Origin of the sequence: Gramella jeungdoensis (genome assembly GCF_023805255.1) — a bacterium.
Lineage (GTDB): Bacteria > Bacteroidota > Bacteroidia > Flavobacteriales > Flavobacteriaceae > Christiangramia > Christiangramia jeungdoensis.
Map to the genome: position 1 here is coordinate 1 of NZ_JAMSCK010000004.1, position 21,529 is coordinate 21,529.

Genomic DNA, 21,529 nt, shown 5'->3' on the forward strand with positions numbered 1-21,529 from the left:
ACATATATTGCGTAAACTGAGGGAGCTGTTGCGAAAATCCTGGGGCTGCAACAAATAAAATCAATATGATTAAGTATACTTTTTTCATGGTTTCCCTTTTTTATTTTGTTCCTAGATAGATATAACCCTGTATCGGTTCAAAGTCACTATTTCGAACGGTAAGCACGTAATAGTAGGTTCCAGCAGGTAATTGATTAGAGCTTGTAAAGGAGCTTTGTGAATAACCATCCCAGTTGTTCTGGTAATTCTGAGCTTCGAATATTTTATTACCCCACCTGTTGAAGATCATCAGGTCGTAAGTAAATCCACATTCTGTATCCCGATCTACCTCAAAGAAGTCATTTTGGTTATCGCCATTAGGCGTAACAACTTTTGAGATATTACCTCTAACGTCATCTACGGTACATACTAATACTACACCTTGAAGTATAGTCACGCTTACATCGGTACTAGAAGGACAATTACCTCCCAACTCGTAAGTGAAAGTATATGTCCCGGCTTCCATGATGGATGGATCTATAAATCCATTATCCAGCGCTCCGGTATTATCGGTATCGATCCAGGTACCAGATTCATCTATGTCTCCAATCAAAAGGTCGAAAAGATTGAATGCAGGATCATTTCCATCATTATACAGGTCTGGAGCATCTGCTACCATTATTTCTTCGGCCACAGGTTCTTCAACTGTAATTGTGGCTGCAGTAGATACCTGTCCAAACTCATCCTTTGCAGTTACCTGATAAGTACCAGGAGCAAGATCAGCAAACATTCCGCTTTCCTGATAGTTCTCACCATCAATGCTATAGGTTAATCCTTCCACGGTCTCGACAGTAATAGTTGCAGTTGGTTGATCACATGTAGCAGCGGTGGTTACAGAACCTGATGGCGGTGCCGGCGGATCTGGTAATTCTTCCTCTTCAACAACCACGGTAAAGCTACACTCGGCTGAATTCCCGGCAGCATCGGTCACTCTGTAAGTTACAATAGTCTCACCAAGTGGAAATTCTTCTCCGGAGCCATAACCTTCAATAAGTTCTACTGTAGTACCTTCACAATTATCGGTGGTCACGATAGCATCATAGTTAACCACTACCGAAGTAGTTCCTATTTCCACAATTATGGTATCTACCTGAGGACATTCAATAGTTGGTGATTCAGTATCATTTACAGTCACAGTAAAGCTACTTGTACTTGTATTTCCAGAGAGATCGGTGGCTGTATAAGTTACCGTAGTGGTACCTATATCGAACACTGATCCTGATTCCGGTCCTTCGGTAAGTTCAACCGAGGCCAGTTCACAGTTATCGGTCGCTCCAATCATATTATATTCGACTACGGCTCCGCAAATTCCCGGATCGTTATTTACTACAATCGGTTCAACAGTTTCCATCACAGGTGCCTGGTCATCGATAACTGTAACCAGCTGAGTACATTCAGTAACATTCCCGGCATTATCGGTCACCGTCCAGGTTACCATTGTGTCTCCAAGTTCAAAAGTATCCGGTGCGTCATTGGTAATGGTGAGTTCTGAATTACAATTATCGGTAGCGACTGGCATTCCAAGATCTACATTAGAAGCCGTACATATTCCCATATCAGCTGGTACCGTAAGCGCTTCCGGACATGAAGTGATTTCCGGAGTACTGGTATCCTGAACCATGATCTGTTGAGTGAAGGAAGTCTCATTTCCTGCACAGTCAACTGCAGTCCAGGTTCTCATAATATTATAATTAAAGTCTGAAGCAGAATCTTTATCTGAAACAATTTCCTCAAAGCCAACTTCCACCGAACCTGAACAATTATCCATGGCTGTCAGAGACATAGCTTCGGGAACCGAATCGCATTCAACAGTCAGTTCCGTTTCAGGTAATTCTTCATTGAAGACAGGCGCTACAGTATCTTCCACCTTAATTGTTTGAGTAAAAGAAATTTCATGTCCTGCACAATCCCTTGCCATCCAATTTCTTGTAATAGTATAGTTGTTAACACATTCATCATCCATTCCGGAGAACTCTTCGGTAAATGTCACGTTGATTTCCCCTGAACAATTATCCATGGCTGTAAGAGTCATAGGTGCAGGAACCGAATCGCATTCAACAGTAAGTTCCGGCTCTGGTAATTCTTCATTGAAGACAGGTGCTGTAGTATCTACAATAGTGATTATCTGAGTATGAGAGGTTTCATTATTAGCATCATCTGTAGCTGTCCAGGTTCTTGTAACTGTGTATTCATTTGGACATTCATCATCTCTTCCATTGAACTCTTCGGTAAAGACTACAGCTAGCTCTTCTACACAATTGTCTGAAGCCGTAATTACCGGTGGTTCCGGAATCGCATCACATTCTGCAATAATATCTCCGGGTAGATTTTCATTGAATGAAGGCGCGCCGGTATTCTGAACAGTGATCTTCTGGCTTGCAGAAATCTCGTTTCCTGCACAGTCGGCAGCAGTCCAGGTTCTGGTAACGACATACTCTTTATCTTCCTCGTTCTCCTTATCTGAACTTTCACTATAGACAACTTCCACGTTTGGATCACAGTTATCAGTAGCGGTGATTACAGAAGGATCAGGGAAGTTTTCACATTCCAAAGTCATATCAGAAGGGATAGCCTCATTAAATTCAGGAGCGATACTGTCTATAACATTGACCACCTGTGTAAATGAAACTTCATTCATAGCACAATCAGTAGCTACCCATTTCCTGGTGATAGTGTATTCATTTGGACATTCATCATCCTGTCCCGTGAATACTTCAGTATAAACCACATCTATATCACCTGAACAATTATCAGTAGCCGAAAGGCTTACAGCCTCAGGAATATTATCACATTCCACAGTAAGTTCAGTTTCAGGCAATTCTTCCACAAATTCCGGTGCTACAGAATCTATAACTTCGATTGTTTGAGTAAATGAGTTTTCATTCGAAGCACAATCTGTAGTCGTCCATTTCCTTATTATAGTATAGACATTGGTACATTCATCATCATTACCCGTGATTTCTTCAGAAAAGATCACCTCACTAGTACCGGAACAATTATCTGTAGCGGTAAATTCAGGTGCATCCGGGATATTATCGCATTCCACAGTGATTTCATCCTCAGGCAGATCCTGATCGAATTCAGGCGCTGTGGTATCCTGTACATTTACAACCTGTGTATGAGAAACCGGATTTCCAGAGCAGTCTTCTGCACTCCAGGTCCTGGTTATGGTATATACATTTGCGCACTCATCATCATTTCCGCTGATCTCTTCAGTAAAGTTGACCAGTATATCTTCAGAGCAATTATCGCTGGCAGTAAGAATTGCCGCCGCCGGTACGTTATCACATTCCACCGTGATTTCTGTTTCCGGAAGTGTTTCATTGAACTCGGGAGAGGTCGTGTCGATAAGGCTTATAACAATAGAGTCTGCCGCCTGACTTCCGCAATTATCGGTAACATAGAATGTTCTTGTAATCACAGGTCTGCATCCGCTTTCCATGGAAACATCATCGGTATAGGTTATACTAACAATTTCCTGGTCATCAGAAGCAGTATAACCTGCAGCTTCGAAAATATCCTTAATATCTCCAGATCCATCTTCATCTAATGGAAAACGTGCATTTTCTGAAGTAATGTCTGTGGCATCGCAAACTTCAAGTTCCAGGAATTCGGGAACCGAAATTTGTGGGGAGTCATTATCCCGAACTTCGATCGAAACCATTAATTCCTTTGTACAGCTGGCATCAGTCTCATCATTGGATTCACTAGCTATGACCGTGTAAATTCCTGCTGGAAGTGAGCCATTGTTGGAAGTAACATCAACATTTGAACTGTTATAAATTGTTACGGTTGAATTGGCACTATTTGTTATTGTGATCTCCCCATCCTGCTCTCCGGTACAGGTTACTGTATTCGGCTCTGCTGTGAGAGTTATCTCAGGAAGAATTTCCAGCTCTACTGCAGTCCTGGAAGGACTTTTACAATTGGTAAGGTCGTTTACGGCTTCTGCATAATAAGTCTTACTTCCTACCTGGTCCAGGGTTGGAGAAACCGGACTTCCACCTGTAGCGGTTTCATACCATACTATTGAAAATCCATCCGGAACAGTTGCGGTGGCTGTAAGGGTCTGCGTTGGATCTAACGAGCAAACGGTTTGATCTCCTCCGCTTACGGGTACTGCAGGTAATTCATAATTTTCGATCAGCACCTCATCAAAATCTAAACAATCTCCATTAGTGATGGTCCATCTGAGAGTAGCACTTACACCTGCGGCAACAGTGACACCTGAAGTAGGGGAGCCTGGATCAGCAATATTAGCCGAACCACTTACCACGGTCCATTCCCCGGCACCGACCGAAGGAGTGTTCCCTGATAGCGTGAAACTTGAATTATTACACTGTGACTGGTTTTCACCGGCATCTGCGGTTACATCCTCATAATTGGTAAGGCTTACCTCATCAAAATCGGAACAATCTCCGTTAGTGATAGTCCATCTGAGAGTAGCATTTACACCTGCTGCAACGGTGACACCTGAAGTAGGGGAGCTCGGATTTGCAATAATGGCCGAACCACTTACCACGGTCCATACTCCGGAACCGGCAGAAGGAGTGTTCCCTGCCAGGGTGAAACTTGAATTATTACATTGTGACTGATCCTCACCGGCATCTGCGGTTACATCCTCATAGTTGGTAAGGCCTACCTCATCAAAATCTGAACAGTCACCATTAGTGATGGTCCACCTTAGGGTAGCACTTACCCCTGCTGCAACGGTCACACCTGAAGTAGGTGAGCTTGGATTTGCAATATTGGCCGAACCACTTACCACGGTCCATACTCCGGAACCGGCAGAAGGAGTGTTCCCTGCCAGGGTGAAACTTGAATTATTACACTGTGACTGATCCTCACCGGCATCTGCGTTTACATCCTCATAATTGGTAAGGCTTACCTCATCAAAATCTGAACAATCACCATTGGTGATGGTCCACCTTAGTGTAGCACTTACCCCTGCTGCAAGGGTCACACCCGAAGTAGGTGAGCTCGAATCAGAAATATTGGCCGAACCACTTACCACGGTCCATACTCCGGAACCGGCAGAAGGAGTGTTCCCTGCCAGGGTGAAACTTGAATTATTACACTGTGACTGGTTCTCCCCGGCATATGCGGTTACATCCTCATAATTGGTAAGGCTTACCTCATCAAAATCAGAACAATCACCATTGGTGATGGTCCACCTTAGTGTAGCACTTACCCCTGCTGCAACGGTCACACCCGAAGTAGGTGAGCTAGAATCAGCAATATTGGCCGAACCACTTATCACGGTCCATTCCCCGGAACCTGCCGAAGGAGTGTTCCCTGCTAGGGTGAAACCTGAATTATTACATTGTGATTGATTTTCCCCGGCATCTGCGGTTACATCCTCATAATTGGTAAGGCTTACCTCATCAAAATCGGAACAATCACCATTGGTGATGGTCCACCTTAGGGTAGCACTTACACCCGCTGCAACGGTCACACCTGAAGTAGGGGAGCTCGAATCAGCAATATTGGCCGAACCACTTACCACGGTCCATTCCCCGGCACCTGCCGAAGGAGCGTTCCCTGACAGCGTGAAACCTGAATTATTACATTGTGACTGATTTTCCCCGGCGTCCGCTATTACATCCTCATAATTGATAAGACTAACCTCATCAAAATTAGAACAATCCCCATTAGTGATAGTCCATCTTAGCGTGGCACTTACTCCTGCAGCTAATGTAACTTCAGACGTAGGGGAGCTTGGATTTGCAATATTCGCCGAACCGCTTACTACGGTCCATTCACCTGAACCAGCAGAAGGCGTATTCCCGGCTAGTGTGAAAGCGGACGTGTTACACTGGGATTGGTCTGAGCCTGCACTGGCCGCGCTAGGAGGTAAGACCTTATCGACATTGTAGGTTGCTGATATTACACATCCATACTCGTCAGTAACCGTGATGGAATAACTTCCTTCATTTAGTCCAGATATATCTTCAGTACCTGAAGAAAAATCGGGCCCTGTCCATTCATACGTATAATCTCCCGTACCTCCGGTGACTGTAATGTCGATAGCTCCCGTTCCCGATTCATCACAACCTATATCGGTAATTTCCTCAGAAATGTCTAATTCCGAAGGATTCTCTATAAGCTGGGTGATAGAACTTACTACATTTGGCGTGTCACTATCAGTAACCTTTAGTCTGGTTGTAAAATTTGATGTTGAAGTTGTGGTATACGAAGCAGAGCTACCTCCATCACTCCCTTCCTGAATTATAGATGTAAAATCTATAGTTCCATCATTTGTGAAGTCCCATTGAACAGTATAAGGTTTGATTCCTCCATTGGTAGTAGAAGTATATTCCACGGTGGTTGTTCCACCTTCTCTACAAACTGTGTAATCGAATTGAACCGCTAATGGAGCAGCTACTATGGTACTTACAGGGGTTTCACATTGTGATTTGCCATAATCACTGCAACTATAATTGTTTTCAAGGTCTCCAGTACCCCCTGTTCTCCATACCACAAGTATGTTTTCAAGTCTAAGTTCAGTGCCGCATACCCAGTCAAAGGTGTCCTCGGAGCTATTATCATTCGGGTATATTTGCTGACTTTGTGGTGGACTATTACCTGGAACATCTCCTAAATATTTGTTTATATAAATGATGTCCTGATCAATGACAAGATCGGCAAAAACCCTAGTACTATTTATGGTATTATTGGCATTTGATGTATAATTGAGCATGACCTTTGCCTTAATCACCTCACCGGAGTTACATAACTTAGGATTGATCGTATTTCCTAATTCATCGACCAGGCTTAGATAGACATCATCCAACGCGAAGTTGTTTGAAGGACAATTCCAGTCCTTACAATCCCGTAAGTCGGGAGTATTTTGTGCACTTACCCCAAAAGAGAAAAGGAATAATGCAATTAACAGGGAGTTAGTAATTTTCCAAATCATATCAATAATGTTTAGACTTATCAATAATTTTATTGTCGCTAGTAAGCGCAAAATGTGATTTGGGGGGTATGCCTGTTCAAATCAATATTAGGGATAGGCGAAATGATTTGAGCAATGTGTCCTTAGTATTGCTGAAACAATATGCAGTGATTTGGGGGGGCATTAAAACAGATAGGTGAATAATGCAGGTAATCAATGAATGACTACCATAAGAAGTGGGGGATGACTTTTTATTGCATTATGAAATCTAAATTATCATATTAAAACTTATAAAAGCAGTAATTCTTTTACTATTTGATATAATGCATGTATTTATCGATAAAATACATTCTAAATTAATCTTTAGTTGCTGATAATTAATATGTTATGAGTTGTGATTGTCAGATTTTTGTAAGAAAATAATAATTTCTATACGGGAAAACCCTAAAAAAATTTACTGGATTAGGTTAAATGAAGATCAATGGAGATCAAAAATTCCAATAGTGTATTTGTAGTACTAATTTCCATTAATGAAAGTTAATTCTGTAATCCCTATTACTAATTTAATTCAGGTGAATTCATGTCATGTTATATCAATTATTATTAATTAATAAAAACATTTTAGCCTTGTTCAATAAACTTGTAAATTGCATGAAACTTACCATTCAAAATGCAAAAAGACCTGACCCATTACCGCCGATCATACGAAAAAGGAAGCTTGCTGGAGACGGATATTCCTAAAGAACCTTTAGAACTTTTCCAGGCTTGGTTTAAACTGGCAGATGAATCCTCATCTGTGGAAGAGGCCAATGCGATGAGCATATCAACCACCGGAAAAAACATGATGCCTAAAACCAGAATAGTTCTGCTGAAATCTTATAATAGAGACGGATTTGTATTCTTTACCAATTATGAATCTGATAAAGGAAAGGATATAGCTGAAAACCCCAGATGCTGTTTGTCCTTTTTCTGGCCGGCACTTGAAAAACAAGTGATCATCCAGGGAGAAGTCACAAAAATATCAAAAGATGAGTCTGATGAGTACTTTCATTCAAGGCCCATAGGCAGTCAGCTTGGTGCTCATGCCTCCAACCAGAGTAGAGTAATTCCCTCTAGAGAGTTCCTGGAGGATAAGTTAATGGAAATGGAAAAAGAATATAAGAATAAGGAAATTCCATTGCCATCTTACTGGGGTGGTTACCTGGTTAAGCCTTTAAACTTTGAGTTCTGGCAGGGCCGAAGCAATCGTCTTCATGACAGGATCCTGTATTCGCTTGAAGGAGATAACTGGAAAATTGAACGTTTAGCACCTTAAGATTATGAAAAGACTGATATTAGTTAGACATGGAAAATCCTCCTGGGATAATGATCTTCCAGATCATAAACGACCACTAAAGAAGAGAGCTTATAACGATGCTGAAGTTGTGCTTAACGCATTTGAACATTTTTATGAACCCCCGGCTATGTTCTGGACTAGCCATGCTGTGAGAGCCCATGAAACGGCAAAGATGTTCAAAGAGAGGTTAAAGGTGGCCGAAAAAGATTTTAAGGTAGTAGATGATCTCTACACCTTTAATCAGAATGAACTTTTATCTGTAATAAGATCCTGTTCAGACGATGTTGATAAGCTTTTTGTTTTTGGTCATAACCCTGGTATGACCATTCTGGTGAACTCACTTGGAGATAAAAAAACTGATAACCTGCCTACCACGGGCCTTTGTGTGATAGATTTTGAGGTGGATTCCTGGAAGGATGTCAAAAAAGGAAAAACCATCTTAACTTTATTGCCTAAAAATCTCCGATAATTCTACATGCTGGAAAAACGTTATACAAACAGAGAATTAAGCTGGTTGTCTTTTAATGCCAGGGTTTTACAGGAAGCAGCAGATGAAACTGTACCCCTGATTGAACGCCTTCGATTCCTGGGGATATTTTCAAATAATCTTGATGAATTCTTCAAGGTGCGTTACGCAACTGTGAAGCGGATAGATCTTGCCGGAAAATCTGGAAAGAGCGCGCTTGGTGGAATAAAAGCAAATAAGTTGCTGGAAGAGATCACAAAGATTGTGATAGATCAGCAGGCTGAAAGCTTAAAAATTCTGGAAGATATACATACAAAGCTTCGAAAGCATAATATCAATATCATTAAGGAAGACGAGGTGACTCGTAATCAGCAGGAATTCATTAAGAACTTCTTTTTGAGTAAGGTTAGCCCTGCTCTTGTGACCATCATTCTTAATGATCTGCCCGAAATGCCTTCTTTAAAGGACAGTGCTGCTTATCTCGCTGTTAAGATGGTCATGTCTGAAGAGACAGTTCCAAATACCGGCTTATCCAAGCTAATGAATCCTACTGTCAAGGAGAAAAGGTATGTCCTTATTGAAATTCCAAGAAATATTGAACGATTTGTAGTGCTTCCGGAAGAAAACGGGAAGCAATATATCATTCTTTTAGATGACCTTATAAGATATAACCTCCACACGATCTTCAATATTTTTAAATATGAAAGCCTGTCGGCACATATGATAAAAATCACCAGGGATGCTGAGCTTGATCTGGACAGCGACCTGAGTAAAAGTTTTATTGAGAAGATCTCAGATAGTGTAAAAGACAGGATAAAAGGAGATCCTGTACGTTTTGTGTATGATAAGACCATAGATCAGGATACTCTCACCTATCTGATGGATAAAATGGGAATAGAGTCAACAGACAGTATCATTCCTGGTGGACGATATCATAATCGTCGAGATTATATGGAATTTCCCAGTCTGGGAAGAAATGACCTTCAGTATGAGGTAAGGGAGCCCCTGCCAATTCCAGGACTTATTTTACAGACCAGTGTATTAAGTGGAATAGCGAAAAAGGACTATCTGTTATATGCGCCTTATCAAAGCTTTGCATACGTGGTAAAATTCCTGAGGGAGGCAGCTCTTGATCCAAAGGTGAAGACAATTAAGATCACCATCTACAGGCTGGCAAAGATATCTCACATTGCCAGTTCATTAATCAATGCAGTTAAAAATGGAAAAAAAGTAACTGTCCAAATTGAGTTACGAGCCCGGTTTGACGAGGTTGCCAATATAAGGTATGCCGAACAGATGCAGGAAGAGGGTGTGAACCTGATCTTCGGGGTGCCGGGACTTAAAGTTCATTGCAAAACCTGTGTGATAGAAAGGGAAGAAGAAGGGAAACTCAAGCGATATGGTTTTATAAGCACGGGTAATTTTAATGAAAGTACTTCGAGGGTTTATACAGATTATACGCTTTTTACCGCAGATCCGGGAATACTTAAAGAAGTCAATAAGGTTTTTGATTTCTTTGAGATCAATTATAAAGTGAATAAATACAAACATCTTATTGTTTCTCCGCATTATACCAGAAATGCGATATATAAGCTTATCCAAAATGAGATAGATAATAAGAAGAATGGAAAACCAGCCGGTATAAAACTAAAACTCAACAGCATTTCAGATAATGGAGTCATAGACAAGCTTTACATGGCCAGTAAAGCAGGAGTGAAGGTGAAACTTCTGGTTCGTGGAATTTGTTGTCTTGTTCCCGGGATTGAAGGCTTGAGTGAGAATATTGAAGCCATTAGTATAGTGGATAAGTTTCTTGAGCATCCCCGCGTATTCATTTTTGAGAATGGTGGAGATCCGAAAGTTTATATTTCTTCAGCCGATTTCATGACCCGAAATCTGGATCAAAGAGTGGAAGTTTCCTGTCCTATTTATGATGAAGATATTAAGCAGGAACTCATAGAGACATTCGATATTAGCTGGAGTGATAATGTAAAAGCAAGAAATCACTGCAGAGGAATGGAAAATCCGTATCGCCAGAGTGATGGACCTAAGATCAGGTCTCAATTCGCACTTTACGATTATTATTTAAACAAAATTGAAATAAACGAGTAATGATAAAGCAAAAAACCTACGCAGCAATAGATATCGGTTCTAACGCCGTAAGACTTTTAGTTTCTACCATTACCGAAAAGGAAGGGATGGAGACCGATTTCAGAAAGACCTCCCTTGTAAGGGTTCCTATAAGGCTTGGTTCTGACGTGTTCCTTAAACAAAAAGTATCCGATAAAAATATCCAGAGGATGGTAGATACCATGCAGGCCTTCAATTTGTTGATGAAATCCCACGGGGTGGAGAAATATAAAGCTTGTGCAACTTCCGCCATGCGGGAAGCAAAGAATGGGGAAGAGGTTGGCAAACTTGTTAAAGAAAAAACAGGAGTTGATATAGAGATCATCGATGGAAGCCATGAGGCTGCCATAATCGCTGCTACCGATTTGCATGCGCTCATCCAGAACGATTGCAATTACCTTTATGTTGATGTAGGTGGAGGTAGTACTGAGTATACTTTATACAGTAATGGAAAGACTATTGCTTCCCGGTCGTTTAAAGTTGGTACCGTGAGAATGATGGAAGATCTTGTAGAGCACAGGACCTGGGAAGAAATGATGGAGTGGGTGAAAGAAACCACGAAAGATTATGATAATATAGATCTTATTGGATCTGGCGGGAATATTAATAACATTTTTAAGACCAGTGGTAAAAAGGAGGGAAAACCTCTTAGCCTGAAATATCTGAAGGATTATAATGAAAAGCTTAATTCTTACACTTACGAGGAAAGAATCACGGAACTCGGATTGAAGAACGACAGGGCCGATGTTATCATCCCGGCATCAAAGATCTATGTGAATTCAATGAAATGGGCAAGAGCCCATCGTATCTTCGTTCCTAAGATCGGTCTGGCCGATGGAATCATTAAATCACTGCATAATAAGTCGAAAAGGAAATCCTCTTAACCGTGAATGGTTTCCTTCTTGCCAAGCTCTTTCATCACTTCTGCTTCGTAATCCAGTAGTTCCTGCCATTTCTGATCTACCTCTTCACGATCGCCATATTTTCTGGCAAATTTCAGGAACATGGTATAATGGTTTGCCTCGCTAACCATTAGATCACGGTAGAACTTGGCAAGTTCCTGGTCTTCCAGTTCTTCCGAAAGTAAACGGAAACGCTCGCAGCTCCTGGCTTCAATGAGTCCGGCAATAAGAAGTCTGTGAACCAGTTGTGTACCACGGCTGCCACCTTTAGGAAAGAACTCCCGGAGTTTTATTACATATTCATCTTTCCGGTCCCAACCCATGGTATAGCCTCTTTCCAGGATCTTTTCATGTACCATTTTAAAGTGCCCCATCTCTTCACGTGCAAGAGCCGTCATGGCAGTCACTAATTCCGAATATTCCGGGTAAGTGACTATTAATGAAATAGCGGTAGATGCCGCTTTTTGTTCGCAATAAGCATGATCTACCAGGATATCTTCGATATTTTTCTTTGCTATATCAGCCCAACGGGGATCTGTTGGTAATTTGAGTCCTAACATAACTATACGTCTAAATCAAATGTTGCTCTTAATTTATCAATAAGAGGATTGGCCTCTTTCAGTTTCTCATACTTTTCCTGAGGGGTAAAGGCATATTTTCTTGAAGTTGCCTCGTCTACTTTGACCTTAAGACTAAGATGCGTATTTCTAAGCTTTTTCTTAAGATAGCCCATCAGTTTATTCTCTTCCCGTTCCAGGTCCAGTTTCATGGTCTCGTTAGGAAAAGTAAGATGTATCTCTTTGCCTTTTAAAACCGGGGTTTGGGATTCAAGGATGGAAGCAAGGATCTTTTCCCCTTTCTTTTTGAGCTTTTCAGTGTAGTTCTTCCATTCAGCAACCATTTCTTCTTCATTGAAGCTCTCATCCATTACTTTTTCAGCAGGCATGTTGGCCCTTTGTTTCTCTGCCATTTCCCTTTTCTTGCTGATACTCTTTAAAGAAAGACCCGAGACCTTTTCCCGTTTAATTTCCGGAAAACTATTATTTTCCGTTTTCTGAACAGGTTCTTCAGTCTTTTTTACTTCTGAAGGTTCAGGTTCTGCTGGAATGGATGGAGTTTCTTCTGAAATAGAATTACTTTCATTAGAAGCAGATTCTATCCTATTATCAGTTGTGGCATAATCATCTGTCGGAGCCGGACTTTCTTCAGAATAGTAGGTTTCTTCCTCTTCTTTGGCACAGGTTTCTGTGGCGACAGTATTTTCAGGAAGCTCGACCTCTTCTGAAGGGGAAGAAGTGTCATGTTCATTTTCCCTGACGATCTCTTTCTTTTCAGAAGGAATGCTTACTGCTTCCTTTTCAAAATTTGAAGCGGGGATTATCTTTGGTTCAGGCTTTTTTTTTTCGGAACCGTAGCCTATAGAAGCCAGCTGCATAAGGCATAGCTCTACCAAAAGTCGCTGGTTATGACTCGTTTTGTATTTAAGATCACAGGAGTTCGCGAGATCTATTGCTTCAAGCAAAAACTGATGTGAGGTTTTTTGAGCCTGTTCAAAATATTTCGCCTTGGTCTGCTCCCCAACTTCCAGAAGATTTATGGTTTTCTGATCCTTACAAACCAGAAGGTCTCTGAAGTGTGACGCAAGACCTGCGATAAAATGATGTCCATCAAATCCACTCGAAAGTATATCATTGAATTTTACAAGCAGTTGAGGAATATTATTATCCAGAATAAGATCGGTCACCTGCATATAGGTGTCATAATCCAGAACATTCAGATTTTCGGTAACTGCCTGCCTGGTGAGGTCGTTACCACTGAAACTCACAACGCGATCGTAAATTGAAAGAGCATCCCTCATGGCGCCATCGGCCTTTTGGGCGATTATATGCAGTGCATCATCTTCAGCATTTACTCCTTCCTGTTCTGCGATATAAGACAGATAATTCTTTGCATCGGTTACTGTGATCCTTTTAAAATCAAAGATCTGGCAGCGGGAAAGAATGGTAGGTATGATCTTGTGCTTTTCGGTGGTAGCAAGAATAAAGATCGCATGTTTTGGCGGTTCTTCCAATGTCTTCAGAAAAGCATTGAAGGCCGACTGAGATAACATGTGCACCTCATCAATGATATAAACCTTATAATTTCCCACCTGGGGCGGAATACGAACCTGGTCTATAAGATTACGGATGTCATCTACCGAGTTGTTGGATGCGGCATCCAGTTCAAATATATTGAACGCAAAATCCTCATCAGGATCCTGGGTTTCTTTTTGATTGATCATTTTAGCAAGTATACGGGCACAGGTAGTTTTACCCACTCCACGAGGCCCGGTAAACAATAAGGCCTGGGCAAGATGGTTGTTGTTAATGGCATTTGCCAGGGTATTGGTAATGGCCTGCTGGCCTACCACATCCCTGAAGGTCTGTGGCCTGTATTTTCTTGCTGATACTACAAAATGCTCCATCAAAAAGTATTGAACTACAAATATAAAAATCACAAACCTAAAGTCCAGTCCAGCCAGCCTTATTTATGAACAAATAGCAGAAGAAATCAACATAAATTCCATTACATTTGTGCCAAGCAGGCCGCCTTATCGCTCCGACATTCACCGATAGCTATCGGTATCGGGGAGGAAAGTCCGGACACCATAGGGTAGCATAGTGGGTAACGCCCACCGGTCGTGAGATCAGGACCAGTGCAACAGAAAGAATGTACAGGTTATGCTGTAGTGAAATCAGGTAAACTCTATGCGGTGCAATGCCATGTATACCGGCATTTAAGGGTTACCCGTCCGTTGCCGGAGGGTAGGCAGCTAAAGATTAATGGTAACGTTGATCTCAGATAAATGATAAGGACCCCGATCAGTTATCGGGATACAGAATCCGGCTTACAGGCCTGCTTTTTTTTCTTCCTGTTCGATTTTTTTATAAACCCTAATGTAGTCTATTAGGAACTTTTGGGGAAAGATTTGTGGATCAACTTCTCCTGCCCAGCTTCCCCCTAATGCAAGATTCAAAATGAGATAGAATGGTTTTCTAAATGGATTGTTTTCTCTTCCGGCTTCATCTATACTGAAACTGTGATAAACAGAATTATCAATAAGGAATTCGATCTTTTCAGGTGTCCAGTTTAGCGAATAAACATGATAGTTCTCTGAAGGTTCTTCCAGACTTTTATTTTTAGTTACGGACCTAATACCATTTTCATTATCCCATGGAAAATGTATCGTAGAATGTACTTTGTCTGGTTCCTTTCCCACATGTTCCATGATATCTATCTCACCCGCTTTGGGATATTCGATATCATCAAAATTAGCTCCAAGCATCCATATAGCCGGCCATAGACCTCTTCCGGAAGGGAGCTTTGCACGTACTTCTACACGGCCATACCTAAATTCAAATTTGTCTTTGGTGTTGATACTTCCGGAGGTATATTCAGCAAAAGGAGTATTAATTCTGTAATTCTGAATAGACGGATCAAAGCGCTTGTTTTTATAAACTTCTTTTCGTGCAATGATTTCCAGATTCCCATTCCTTATACGGACGTTCTTTTTCCTGGGGGTATATATTTGTTCTTCGAGGTTTCTTATAAATCCGCTTTCATAATTCCATTTTTCAGGATCTGGTTTACCGGAAACATCAAAATTATCAGCCCAAACAAGTTTATAATACTGGGAATTCATGGGGGTATTTATGAAAAGTATTGCAATTAAGGAAGTGAAAAAGTACCTATGCAAGACCTATTTTTTTGTTAAACTGTTTGCCCAGGCTTTGGCTTCATCCATTCCCTGGAAGAGTTCTACAGGGACCTGAGAAAAATGTCTTTCAAAATTAGCTGTCTTAAGGGCATCAGGATTGGAACTGGTCACGGCAATCCCTTCCAGGTTTTCTATCTTGAAAAGGTTTAAATAGATCAATGGGTTTACGTTATAGCTGAATTTCCTGTTAGAAATATATACAAAAGCCTCGTCGCCATAATGTTCTTTGCAAGTGTCGATCAACTCATCAACCTGTTCCTCCTCTAAAATGGTTCCTTCTTTCACAGTAGAGATCACATAGTTCTGGTAAAATTCCAAATATGTAAAATCCAGATTTAAAGTTCTGGTAGCATTCCTCGTCATAGCTATACTTTTTTATTCGAAAAAACTAAAAACACTGCTGCCATATTTACGGCATTCCCTGAATCTTTCCAGGTCAGAAAGGTCAGTGTGTTTAGAGTGCTCAATAATGAGCATGCCTTCTTCTTCCAATATAGAATTTTGAAAGACAAGTTGGGCAATTTTGGCAAAATCTTCTTTTTCCAGGTTGTAAGGAGGATCGGCGAATACAATATCTGCTTTTACCGGGGCCTTTTCGAGGTATTTGTAAACATCACTTTTAATGGTGATGATGGGAAATTCAAGCTCAGCCGAAGTCTTTTTTATGAACTTGACGCAATCGTAATTAGCATCTACAGCTGTAATATGTTCAGATCCACGTGCTGCAAACTCATAAGATATATTTCCAGTCCCCGCAAAAAGGTCTAATACCTTCAGATCGGCTATATGGTAATAGTTATTAAGAATATTGAATAATGCTTCCTTCGCCACATCGGTGGTTGGTCTTACGGGTAGTTTGGCCGGGGCGATCAATCTTCGTCCTTTATGTTTTCCGGAAATTATTCGCATTACAATGATTTTAGCAGAAGGTATTCTGAAAGCTCGTATTCTGGTATGTGGTCAGTCTCAAAGCTAAAAGAATGGAAAGGTCCAAGAAACGAAATATTCCTGATATAGTCCCACGCCATTTTATATTCTTCAGAATCTTTAGTGATATCTCCCAGTAATATCAGTTCAAAACTGTCAGGATCCAGCTTTAATTGTTCAGCAGTGAAAAGAAGATAATATAGAAAATCTTCTTTGGTTTCAAATTCAAAGCTGTTGGCAAATAGTAGCTTTCCATTTTCAATGATAACGAGTTCATATGAAGAAAGATGGGAGTGGAGATAGACCCTGGTTCCTTCACTATTATCCTGCAGTTCCAGCAGAGCTTCTATTAAAACGCTCAGGCTATGACGGTACTCGAACTCCCCATACTTGTCAAAGAAGTAATTTGTGATGTTTGTATAGGGGATATATACATTTACGATACTATCCTTAATATTATCAAATGCTATAAAATCGGTCTTTAGGATCTTGGTATTGAATTTCAGATAATTTGAGGCATTATCTTCATCAAATAACTTTTCGGGCACCAGGCTGAAAAGTGAATTGGTGTACAGAAGAAAAACTTCATCTACCGGCTGGTTAAGGGCTTCTTCCTTTTCGTAGGTGAGTTCTATTTTAGAAAGTACTTTTATTGGATCGAGCTGTTTTTCAAAGTCGATCTTCTTGAAATAGGTAATCCTGTTATCCTTTTGATCCAGGATGCAAAAAGAAAGTCCATTCAAGCTTACCTGAATGGACAGTTTCTTATTAAATTGTTTTTCTTTAGTCGTTGTCACCATAAACTTTTGGCCAGTTACCGCTGGTATTGACCTCGGTCATAGATCCTACGCTGATATATCTACCGTTTACGTCGTCAACCGACTGGATCTCATTTTCCTGTAGTACGAGAGTTCTGTCCTGATCATGAAGAACTTTAGCTTTAGCTATCTTAGCTTCAAATACAGGGATGTCAGATTCTCCTTTTTTGATGGTGCCGGCTTCCAGGTCGAATTGAGTATCCACACCTTCAATCGGTACGTTCATCATATTTTGATATCTCTCAGCATTTCCTTTGAAAAGAGAGTCTTTTACTGAAACAAATCCTAAAGTATCTACTACAACACTTTCTATGTACTGGTCTACACCATAAGTCTTTTTGTATTCTTCATCAAGATATGTAGTGTCACGACGTTGTGTAATAGCAAATTCAGCAGTATCAAGGAATTTAACCAGGCTATCCCAGTCACCTTGAAATCTACCGATCACTTCTTTATGAGCTAATTCGGCTGCTCTGATATCCTTAAGGTTCTCTATAACTTTAGCGTATCTCTTCTCTTTAATCTTATTGAACTGAATTGGTTCGTAAACCGCATTGAAGGTAAGATAAGCCAGGAAGATAATTACCGCCCAAAGAAGTATCTGTATTACAAATCTCATGTTTTTAAGTTTATGTTTTAATTTGAAGGTTATAGGTTACCCGACAAATCTACAACTTTTTTTTATTCGGAAAAGTTTCTGTCCTAAAAATCCATTCTTATCTTTGAGATTTTATGCGCTTTCTATGGAAAAACCCACCCCGGATTCTTTCTTCAAATTACTTGAAAAGGACTTAGGATTCACCCCCACAAGTAAACAGGATCTGGCGCTTCAAATGCTTTCCGAATTTGTAGTGAACGGTGGTGAAAACAGGCTTTTCCTTTTAAAAGGCTTTGCTGGTACCGGTAAAACTACCATTATTAGTACTCTTGTCAAGAATCTCTGGAAGATCAGAAAATCGGGAGTATTGCTGGCTCCTACTGGTCGTGCCGCTAAAGTGATCTCTAATTATTCGGGGAAAGAGGCTTTCACAATACATAAGAAGATCTACTTTCCAAAGAAATCCGGAGCAGGAGGGGTGCAATTTACTCTTCAGCCAAATAAACATAAGAACAGTGTTTTTATTGTGGATGAAGCGTCCATGATTTCTGACGATGGTGGAAATTCCAAATTGTTCGAGAACGGTTCCCTGCTCGATGACCTTATAGAATTTGTTTATTCAGGACATCGCTGCCAGCTTATCCTTATTGGAGATACGGCACAGCTGCCACCGGTAAAGATGGATCTGAGCCCGGCACTGGAAGAAAAAAAACTGGGTATAAACTATAATAAGGAAGTGTCTTTTATAGAGCTGGACGAGGTGGTTAGGCAAAGTGAAGAAAGTGATATTTTACACAATGCAACCTTAATACGGGAGTGCCTTCAGGAGGGATTCTATGAAAGTTTCCAGTTTGAGCTTTCTCAGAATGCCGATGTGGTTCGCCTTGTTGATGGTTACGAGATCATGGACGCGATCCAGGATTCCTATACTTCGCTTGGGCACGAGGATACCAGTATCATTGTGCGTTCTAATAAACGAGCGAATATGTATAACCAGCAGATACGCTCCCGGATTCTTTTTCAGGAAGAAGAAATTTCTGCAGGTGATTATCTAATGGTTGTGAAGAATAATTATTTCTGGATTAAACCGAGTAGTGAGGCCGGCTTTATCGCTAATGGTGATATCATTAAAGTCCTTGAGATCTTCGCATTTAAGGAACTTTATGGTTTTCGGTTTGCTGAAGTTAAGGTGCAAATGGTGGATTATCCTAAAATGAGACCTTTTGAAACAGTGATTATGCTGGATACTATTACCAGTAATGCGCCTTCCCTTACCTATGAAGAATCGAACAGGTTATATGAGGAGGTCAAGAAGGATTATGCCAGTGAAAGATCAAAATATAAACAGTTTTTGAAGATCAAGAATAACCAGTATTTCAATGCACTCCAGGTAAAATTCTCATATGCGATTACATGTCATAAATCACAGGGTGGTCAGTGGAGTACGGTTTTTATAGAGCAGCCCTATCTGCCTAATGGCGTAGGCAAGGAATATTTGAGATGGCTATATACCGCTGTGACCCGGGCAAAGGATAAACTTTACCTTATTGGTTTTCAGGATGATTTTTTCGCAACCAGTTAATTCTTATTTTTACTCAAAAAATTCATGAAAGCTCCAGCCAGAAATAGAATAATTGCAATGATTCCTGCTCGTTATGAAGCTTCAAGGTTTCCTGGTAAATTAATGAAAGACCTTAATGGTAAACCGGTTATTTTACGCACCTACGATGCTGCGGTGAACACAGGTCTTTTTGATGAAGTATATGTGGTGACCGATAGCGATAAGATATTCGATACAGTTCAAAATGATGGCGGACAGGTAATTAAAAGCCATAAAGAACATGAATGCGGAAGCGATCGTATTGCTGAGGCTGTGGAAAATATGGATGTGGATATTGTTCTGAATGTTCAGGGTGATGAGCCTTTTATTGATAAAAACAGCCTGGCGAAGTTGCTGGATGTCTTTGAACAGGATGGGGCAGAGGAGATAGACCTGGCGAGTCTTAAAACGCCATTAATGGAGAGTGAGGATATTACTAATCCTAATAATGTAAAGGTGATCACCGATCATAATGACTTTGCTCTCTATTTTTCAAGATTTCCGATTCCTTACCCCAGGGACACAACGGCCAGAGTTACTTATTATAAACATATTGGGATTTATGCCTTCAGAAAATCTGCTTTAATGGATTTCTATAAACTTCCCATGCTCCCGTTAGAAGCTGCGGAAAAGATTGAATGCATCCGGTACCTGGAATACGGGAAAAAGATCAAAATGGTAGAGACAAGTGTGAAAAGCATCGGTATTGACACGCCAGAAGATCTTGAAAAAGCACGTAAGCTTTTCAATTAATTACTAACAGCTTCTTTATAGGTTTCCAGGGCTCTTTCCCGGGCCTCCTTATGATCTACCATTTTTTCAGGATAATCATCCGTACCATATTCGGGGATCCATTTTTTGATGTATTCTTTATTTTGATCAAATTTTTCAATTTGAGTGGTTGGATTGAATATTCTGAAATAAGGAGCGGCATCAACACCGCTTCCCGCAACCCATTGCCAGTTACCAACGTTGGATGACATTTCGTAATCAAGCAATTTTTCAGCGAAATAAGCTTCTCCCCAGCGCCAGTCTATAAGGAGGTGTTTGCATAGGAATGAGCCTACTAACATTCTTACCCGGTTATGCATAAACCCTGATTCATTCAACTCTCTCATACCGGCATCAACTAAAGGATAACCCGTTTTCCCTTTTTTCCATTTTTCAAATTCATTTTCATTGTTCCGCCACTTTATCCGATCATATTTTTTCTTAAACGCTTCGGTAACGGTATGCGGATAATGATAAAGGATTTGCATGAAGAACTCTCTCCAAATAAGTTCTTCCAAAAAGGTCTTGTTTCTTTGTTTATCGGCTTCCCTTACCATTTGCCTTACACTTACCGTTCCAAATCGAAGGTGGGGACCCAGTCGGGAAGTACCTTCCTTCGCCGGAAAATTCCTGGTTTTCTCGTAATCTTTTATAAGACCGGGGGTAATTTTATAATCAGGTACTTCAATTGAAGACCTTTTGAAACCAATGTCGCTAAGGCTTAGATTAGGTAATCGGATGTTCTTTATCAAATTATCCCTGTATCGGGAAGTATAATGAAACTCAAGCTCGATATTTATGAACTTTTCTTTCCAGGTGTTCTTGTATGGTGTGTATACTATATAAGGATCACCATCCTGCTTGGTGATCTCATCTTTCTCAAAGATTACCTGATCCTTAAAATCAAGAAATTCGATCTCTTTTTCTTCAAGAAGCTTTATTACCTTTTCATCTCTTTCTTTGGCGTAAGGCTCATAATCCCTGTTCGTGAAAACCTTTTGAATATTGTAATTACTCAAAAGATCTTGAAATACTTCTTCAGGTTTACCATGAAATATTGCAATAGAACTGTCATTCTCATCCTGCAAACTTTTTCGCATGTCTTGAAGGGTGTCGTAAATGAAAGTTACCCGCGCATCATCTTCGGGAAGTTTATCGAGGATCTCCTCGTCAAAAATAAAAATTGGTAAAACAGGAAGATCATCCAGGAGAGCGGCCTTAAAACCTGCATTATCATCCAGGCGTAAATCTCTCCTGAACCAGAAGATGTTCACATCTTTAGCCATT

At 40.5% G+C, this 21,529-nt stretch carries 14 protein-coding genes, 1 other RNA gene and 1 pseudogene; 7 read left to right on the plus strand and 9 right to left on the minus strand.

The window, feature by feature from the left end; all coding sequences use genetic code 11:
- Window positions 1–100 precede the first annotated feature (100 nt).
- Complete coding sequence (locus NE848_RS10945; protein ID WP_252113473.1) at window positions 101–6,958, minus strand: HYR-like domain-containing protein; 6,858 nt, start codon at window positions 6,956–6,958, stop codon at window positions 101–103.
- A 649-nt stretch (window positions 6,959–7,607) separates the two neighbouring features.
- Between NE848_RS10945 and pdxH the strand changes: the two genes are divergently transcribed.
- The 4 genes from pdxH to NE848_RS10965 are packed head-to-tail and all read left to right on the plus strand — an operon-like array spanning window position 7,608 to window position 11,753.
- Complete coding sequence (gene pdxH / locus NE848_RS10950) at window positions 7,608–8,252, plus strand: pyridoxamine 5'-phosphate oxidase (protein WP_252113475.1); 645 nt, start codon at window positions 7,608–7,610, stop codon at window positions 8,250–8,252.
- Window positions 8,253–8,256: 4 nt separating this feature from the next.
- Window positions 8,257–8,742 (plus strand): SixA phosphatase family protein, encoded by a 486-nt coding sequence (locus tag NE848_RS10955; protein ID WP_252113477.1) that lies wholly within the window; start codon window positions 8,257–8,259, stop codon window positions 8,740–8,742.
- A gap of 6 nt (window positions 8,743–8,748) precedes the next feature.
- A complete protein-coding gene (gene ppk1 / locus NE848_RS10960; RefSeq protein WP_252113479.1) occupies window positions 8,749–10,851 on the plus strand; it encodes a polyphosphate kinase 1 in 2,103 nt (700 codons plus the stop codon).
- Window positions 10,851–11,753: a Ppx/GppA phosphatase family protein gene (locus tag NE848_RS10965; protein WP_252113481.1), complete on the plus strand. Its 903-nt coding sequence runs from the start codon at window positions 10,851–10,853 to the stop codon at window positions 11,751–11,753. The genes ppk1 and NE848_RS10965 overlap by 1 nt, the downstream gene beginning before the upstream one ends.
- Here the strand turns inward: NE848_RS10965 and NE848_RS10970 are convergent.
- Window positions 11,750–12,331, minus strand: a complete 582-nt coding sequence (locus NE848_RS10970; protein ID WP_252113483.1) for a MiaE family protein — start codon at window positions 12,329–12,331, stop codon at window positions 11,750–11,752. The genes NE848_RS10965 and NE848_RS10970 overlap by 4 nt on opposite strands.
- Before the next feature lie 2 nt (window positions 12,332–12,333).
- Window positions 12,334–14,235: a DNA polymerase III subunit gamma/tau gene (locus NE848_RS10975; RefSeq protein WP_252113485.1), complete on the minus strand. Its 1,902-nt coding sequence runs from the start codon at window positions 14,233–14,235 to the stop codon at window positions 12,334–12,336.
- 113 nt (window positions 14,236–14,348) lie between these two features.
- On the opposite strand from NE848_RS10975, the gene rnpB reads away from it, so the two are divergent.
- An RNA gene (rnpB, locus tag NE848_RS10980) (RNase P RNA component class A) lies at window positions 14,349–14,677 on the plus strand.
- An 80-nt stretch (window positions 14,678–14,757) separates the two neighbouring features.
- Here the strand turns inward: rnpB and NE848_RS10985 are convergent.
- The 5 genes and pseudogenes from NE848_RS10985 to NE848_RS11005 all read right to left on the minus strand — a co-directional run.
- Window positions 14,758–15,453: pseudogene (locus NE848_RS10985) on the minus strand (glycoside hydrolase family 16 protein); the annotation flags it as partial.
- A gap of 57 nt (window positions 15,454–15,510) precedes the next feature.
- Window positions 15,511–15,891, minus strand: a complete 381-nt coding sequence (locus tag NE848_RS10990; RefSeq protein ID WP_252113487.1) for a hypothetical protein — start codon at window positions 15,889–15,891, stop codon at window positions 15,511–15,513.
- A gap of 12 nt (window positions 15,892–15,903) precedes the next feature.
- Window positions 15,904–16,437 carry an RsmD family RNA methyltransferase gene (locus NE848_RS10995; protein ID WP_252113489.1) on the minus strand — a complete coding sequence of 178 codons (534 nt, stop codon included), beginning with the start codon at window positions 16,435–16,437 and terminating at the stop codon, window positions 15,904–15,906.
- Complete coding sequence (locus tag NE848_RS11000; protein ID WP_252113491.1) at window positions 16,437–17,255, minus strand: DUF3822 family protein; 819 nt, start codon at window positions 17,253–17,255, stop codon at window positions 16,437–16,439. Before NE848_RS11000 ends, NE848_RS10995 begins: the two co-directional genes overlap by 1 nt.
- Window positions 17,239–17,892, minus strand: a complete 654-nt coding sequence (locus NE848_RS11005) for a hypothetical protein (RefSeq protein ID WP_252113493.1) — start codon at window positions 17,890–17,892, stop codon at window positions 17,239–17,241. Before NE848_RS11005 ends, NE848_RS11000 begins: the two co-directional genes overlap by 17 nt.
- Before the next feature lie 124 nt (window positions 17,893–18,016).
- On the opposite strand from NE848_RS11005, the gene NE848_RS11010 reads away from it, so the two are divergent.
- The gene (locus NE848_RS11010) at window positions 18,017–19,453 is read left to right on the plus strand and encodes an ATP-dependent DNA helicase (RefSeq protein ID WP_252114461.1); all 1,437 of its coding nucleotides are present in this window, start codon (window positions 18,017–18,019) and stop codon (window positions 19,451–19,453) included.
- A 24-nt stretch (window positions 19,454–19,477) separates the two neighbouring features.
- Entirely contained in the window at window positions 19,478–20,224 is a 747-nt protein-coding gene (gene kdsB / locus NE848_RS11015; protein ID WP_252113495.1) for a 3-deoxy-manno-octulosonate cytidylyltransferase, read from the plus strand.
- Here the strand turns inward: kdsB and NE848_RS11020 are convergent.
- Window positions 20,221–21,528: a cryptochrome/photolyase family protein gene (locus NE848_RS11020; RefSeq protein ID WP_252113497.1), complete on the minus strand. Its 1,308-nt coding sequence runs from the start codon at window positions 21,526–21,528 to the stop codon at window positions 20,221–20,223. The genes kdsB and NE848_RS11020 overlap by 4 nt on opposite strands.
- Between the last annotated feature and the right edge of the window lies 1 nt (window position 21,529).

What these genes read in the sequence shown, in the direction of transcription:
- NE848_RS11005 (WP_252113493.1), bottom strand. Translation starts at nt 17,892, where the DNA reads ATGAGATTTGTAATACAGATACTTCTTTGGGCGGTAATTATCTTCCTG.
- ppk1 (WP_252113479.1), top strand. Translation starts at nt 8,749, where the DNA reads ATGCTGGAAAAACGTTATACAAACAGAGAATTAAGCTGGTTGTCTTTT.
- NE848_RS10955 (WP_252113477.1), top strand. Translation starts at nt 8,257, where the DNA reads ATGAAAAGACTGATATTAGTTAGACATGGAAAATCCTCCTGGGATAAT.
- NE848_RS10945 (WP_252113473.1), bottom strand. Translation starts at nt 6,958, where the DNA reads ATGATTTGGAAAATTACTAACTCCCTGTTAATTGCATTATTCCTTTTC.
- kdsB (WP_252113495.1), top strand. Translation starts at nt 19,478, where the DNA reads ATGAAAGCTCCAGCCAGAAATAGAATAATTGCAATGATTCCTGCTCGT.
- NE848_RS10970 (WP_252113483.1), bottom strand. Translation starts at nt 12,331, where the DNA reads ATGTTAGGACTCAAATTACCAACAGATCCCCGTTGGGCTGATATAGCA.
- NE848_RS11020 (WP_252113497.1), bottom strand. Translation starts at nt 21,528, where the DNA reads ATGGCTAAAGATGTGAACATCTTCTGGTTCAGGAGAGATTTACGCCTG.
- NE848_RS10990 (WP_252113487.1), bottom strand. Translation starts at nt 15,891, where the DNA reads ATGACGAGGAATGCTACCAGAACTTTAAATCTGGATTTTACATATTTG.
- NE848_RS11010 (WP_252114461.1), top strand. Translation starts at nt 18,017, where the DNA reads ATGGAAAAACCCACCCCGGATTCTTTCTTCAAATTACTTGAAAAGGAC.
- NE848_RS10965 (WP_252113481.1), top strand. Translation starts at nt 10,851, where the DNA reads ATGATAAAGCAAAAAACCTACGCAGCAATAGATATCGGTTCTAACGCC.
- NE848_RS10995 (WP_252113489.1), bottom strand. Translation starts at nt 16,437, where the DNA reads ATGCGAATAATTTCCGGAAAACATAAAGGACGAAGATTGATCGCCCCG.
- pdxH (WP_252113475.1), top strand. Translation starts at nt 7,608, where the DNA reads ATGCAAAAAGACCTGACCCATTACCGCCGATCATACGAAAAAGGAAGC.
- NE848_RS10975 (WP_252113485.1), bottom strand. Translation starts at nt 14,235, where the DNA reads ATGGAGCATTTTGTAGTATCAGCAAGAAAATACAGGCCACAGACCTTC.
- NE848_RS11000 (WP_252113491.1), bottom strand. Translation starts at nt 17,255, where the DNA reads ATGGTGACAACGACTAAAGAAAAACAATTTAATAAGAAACTGTCCATT.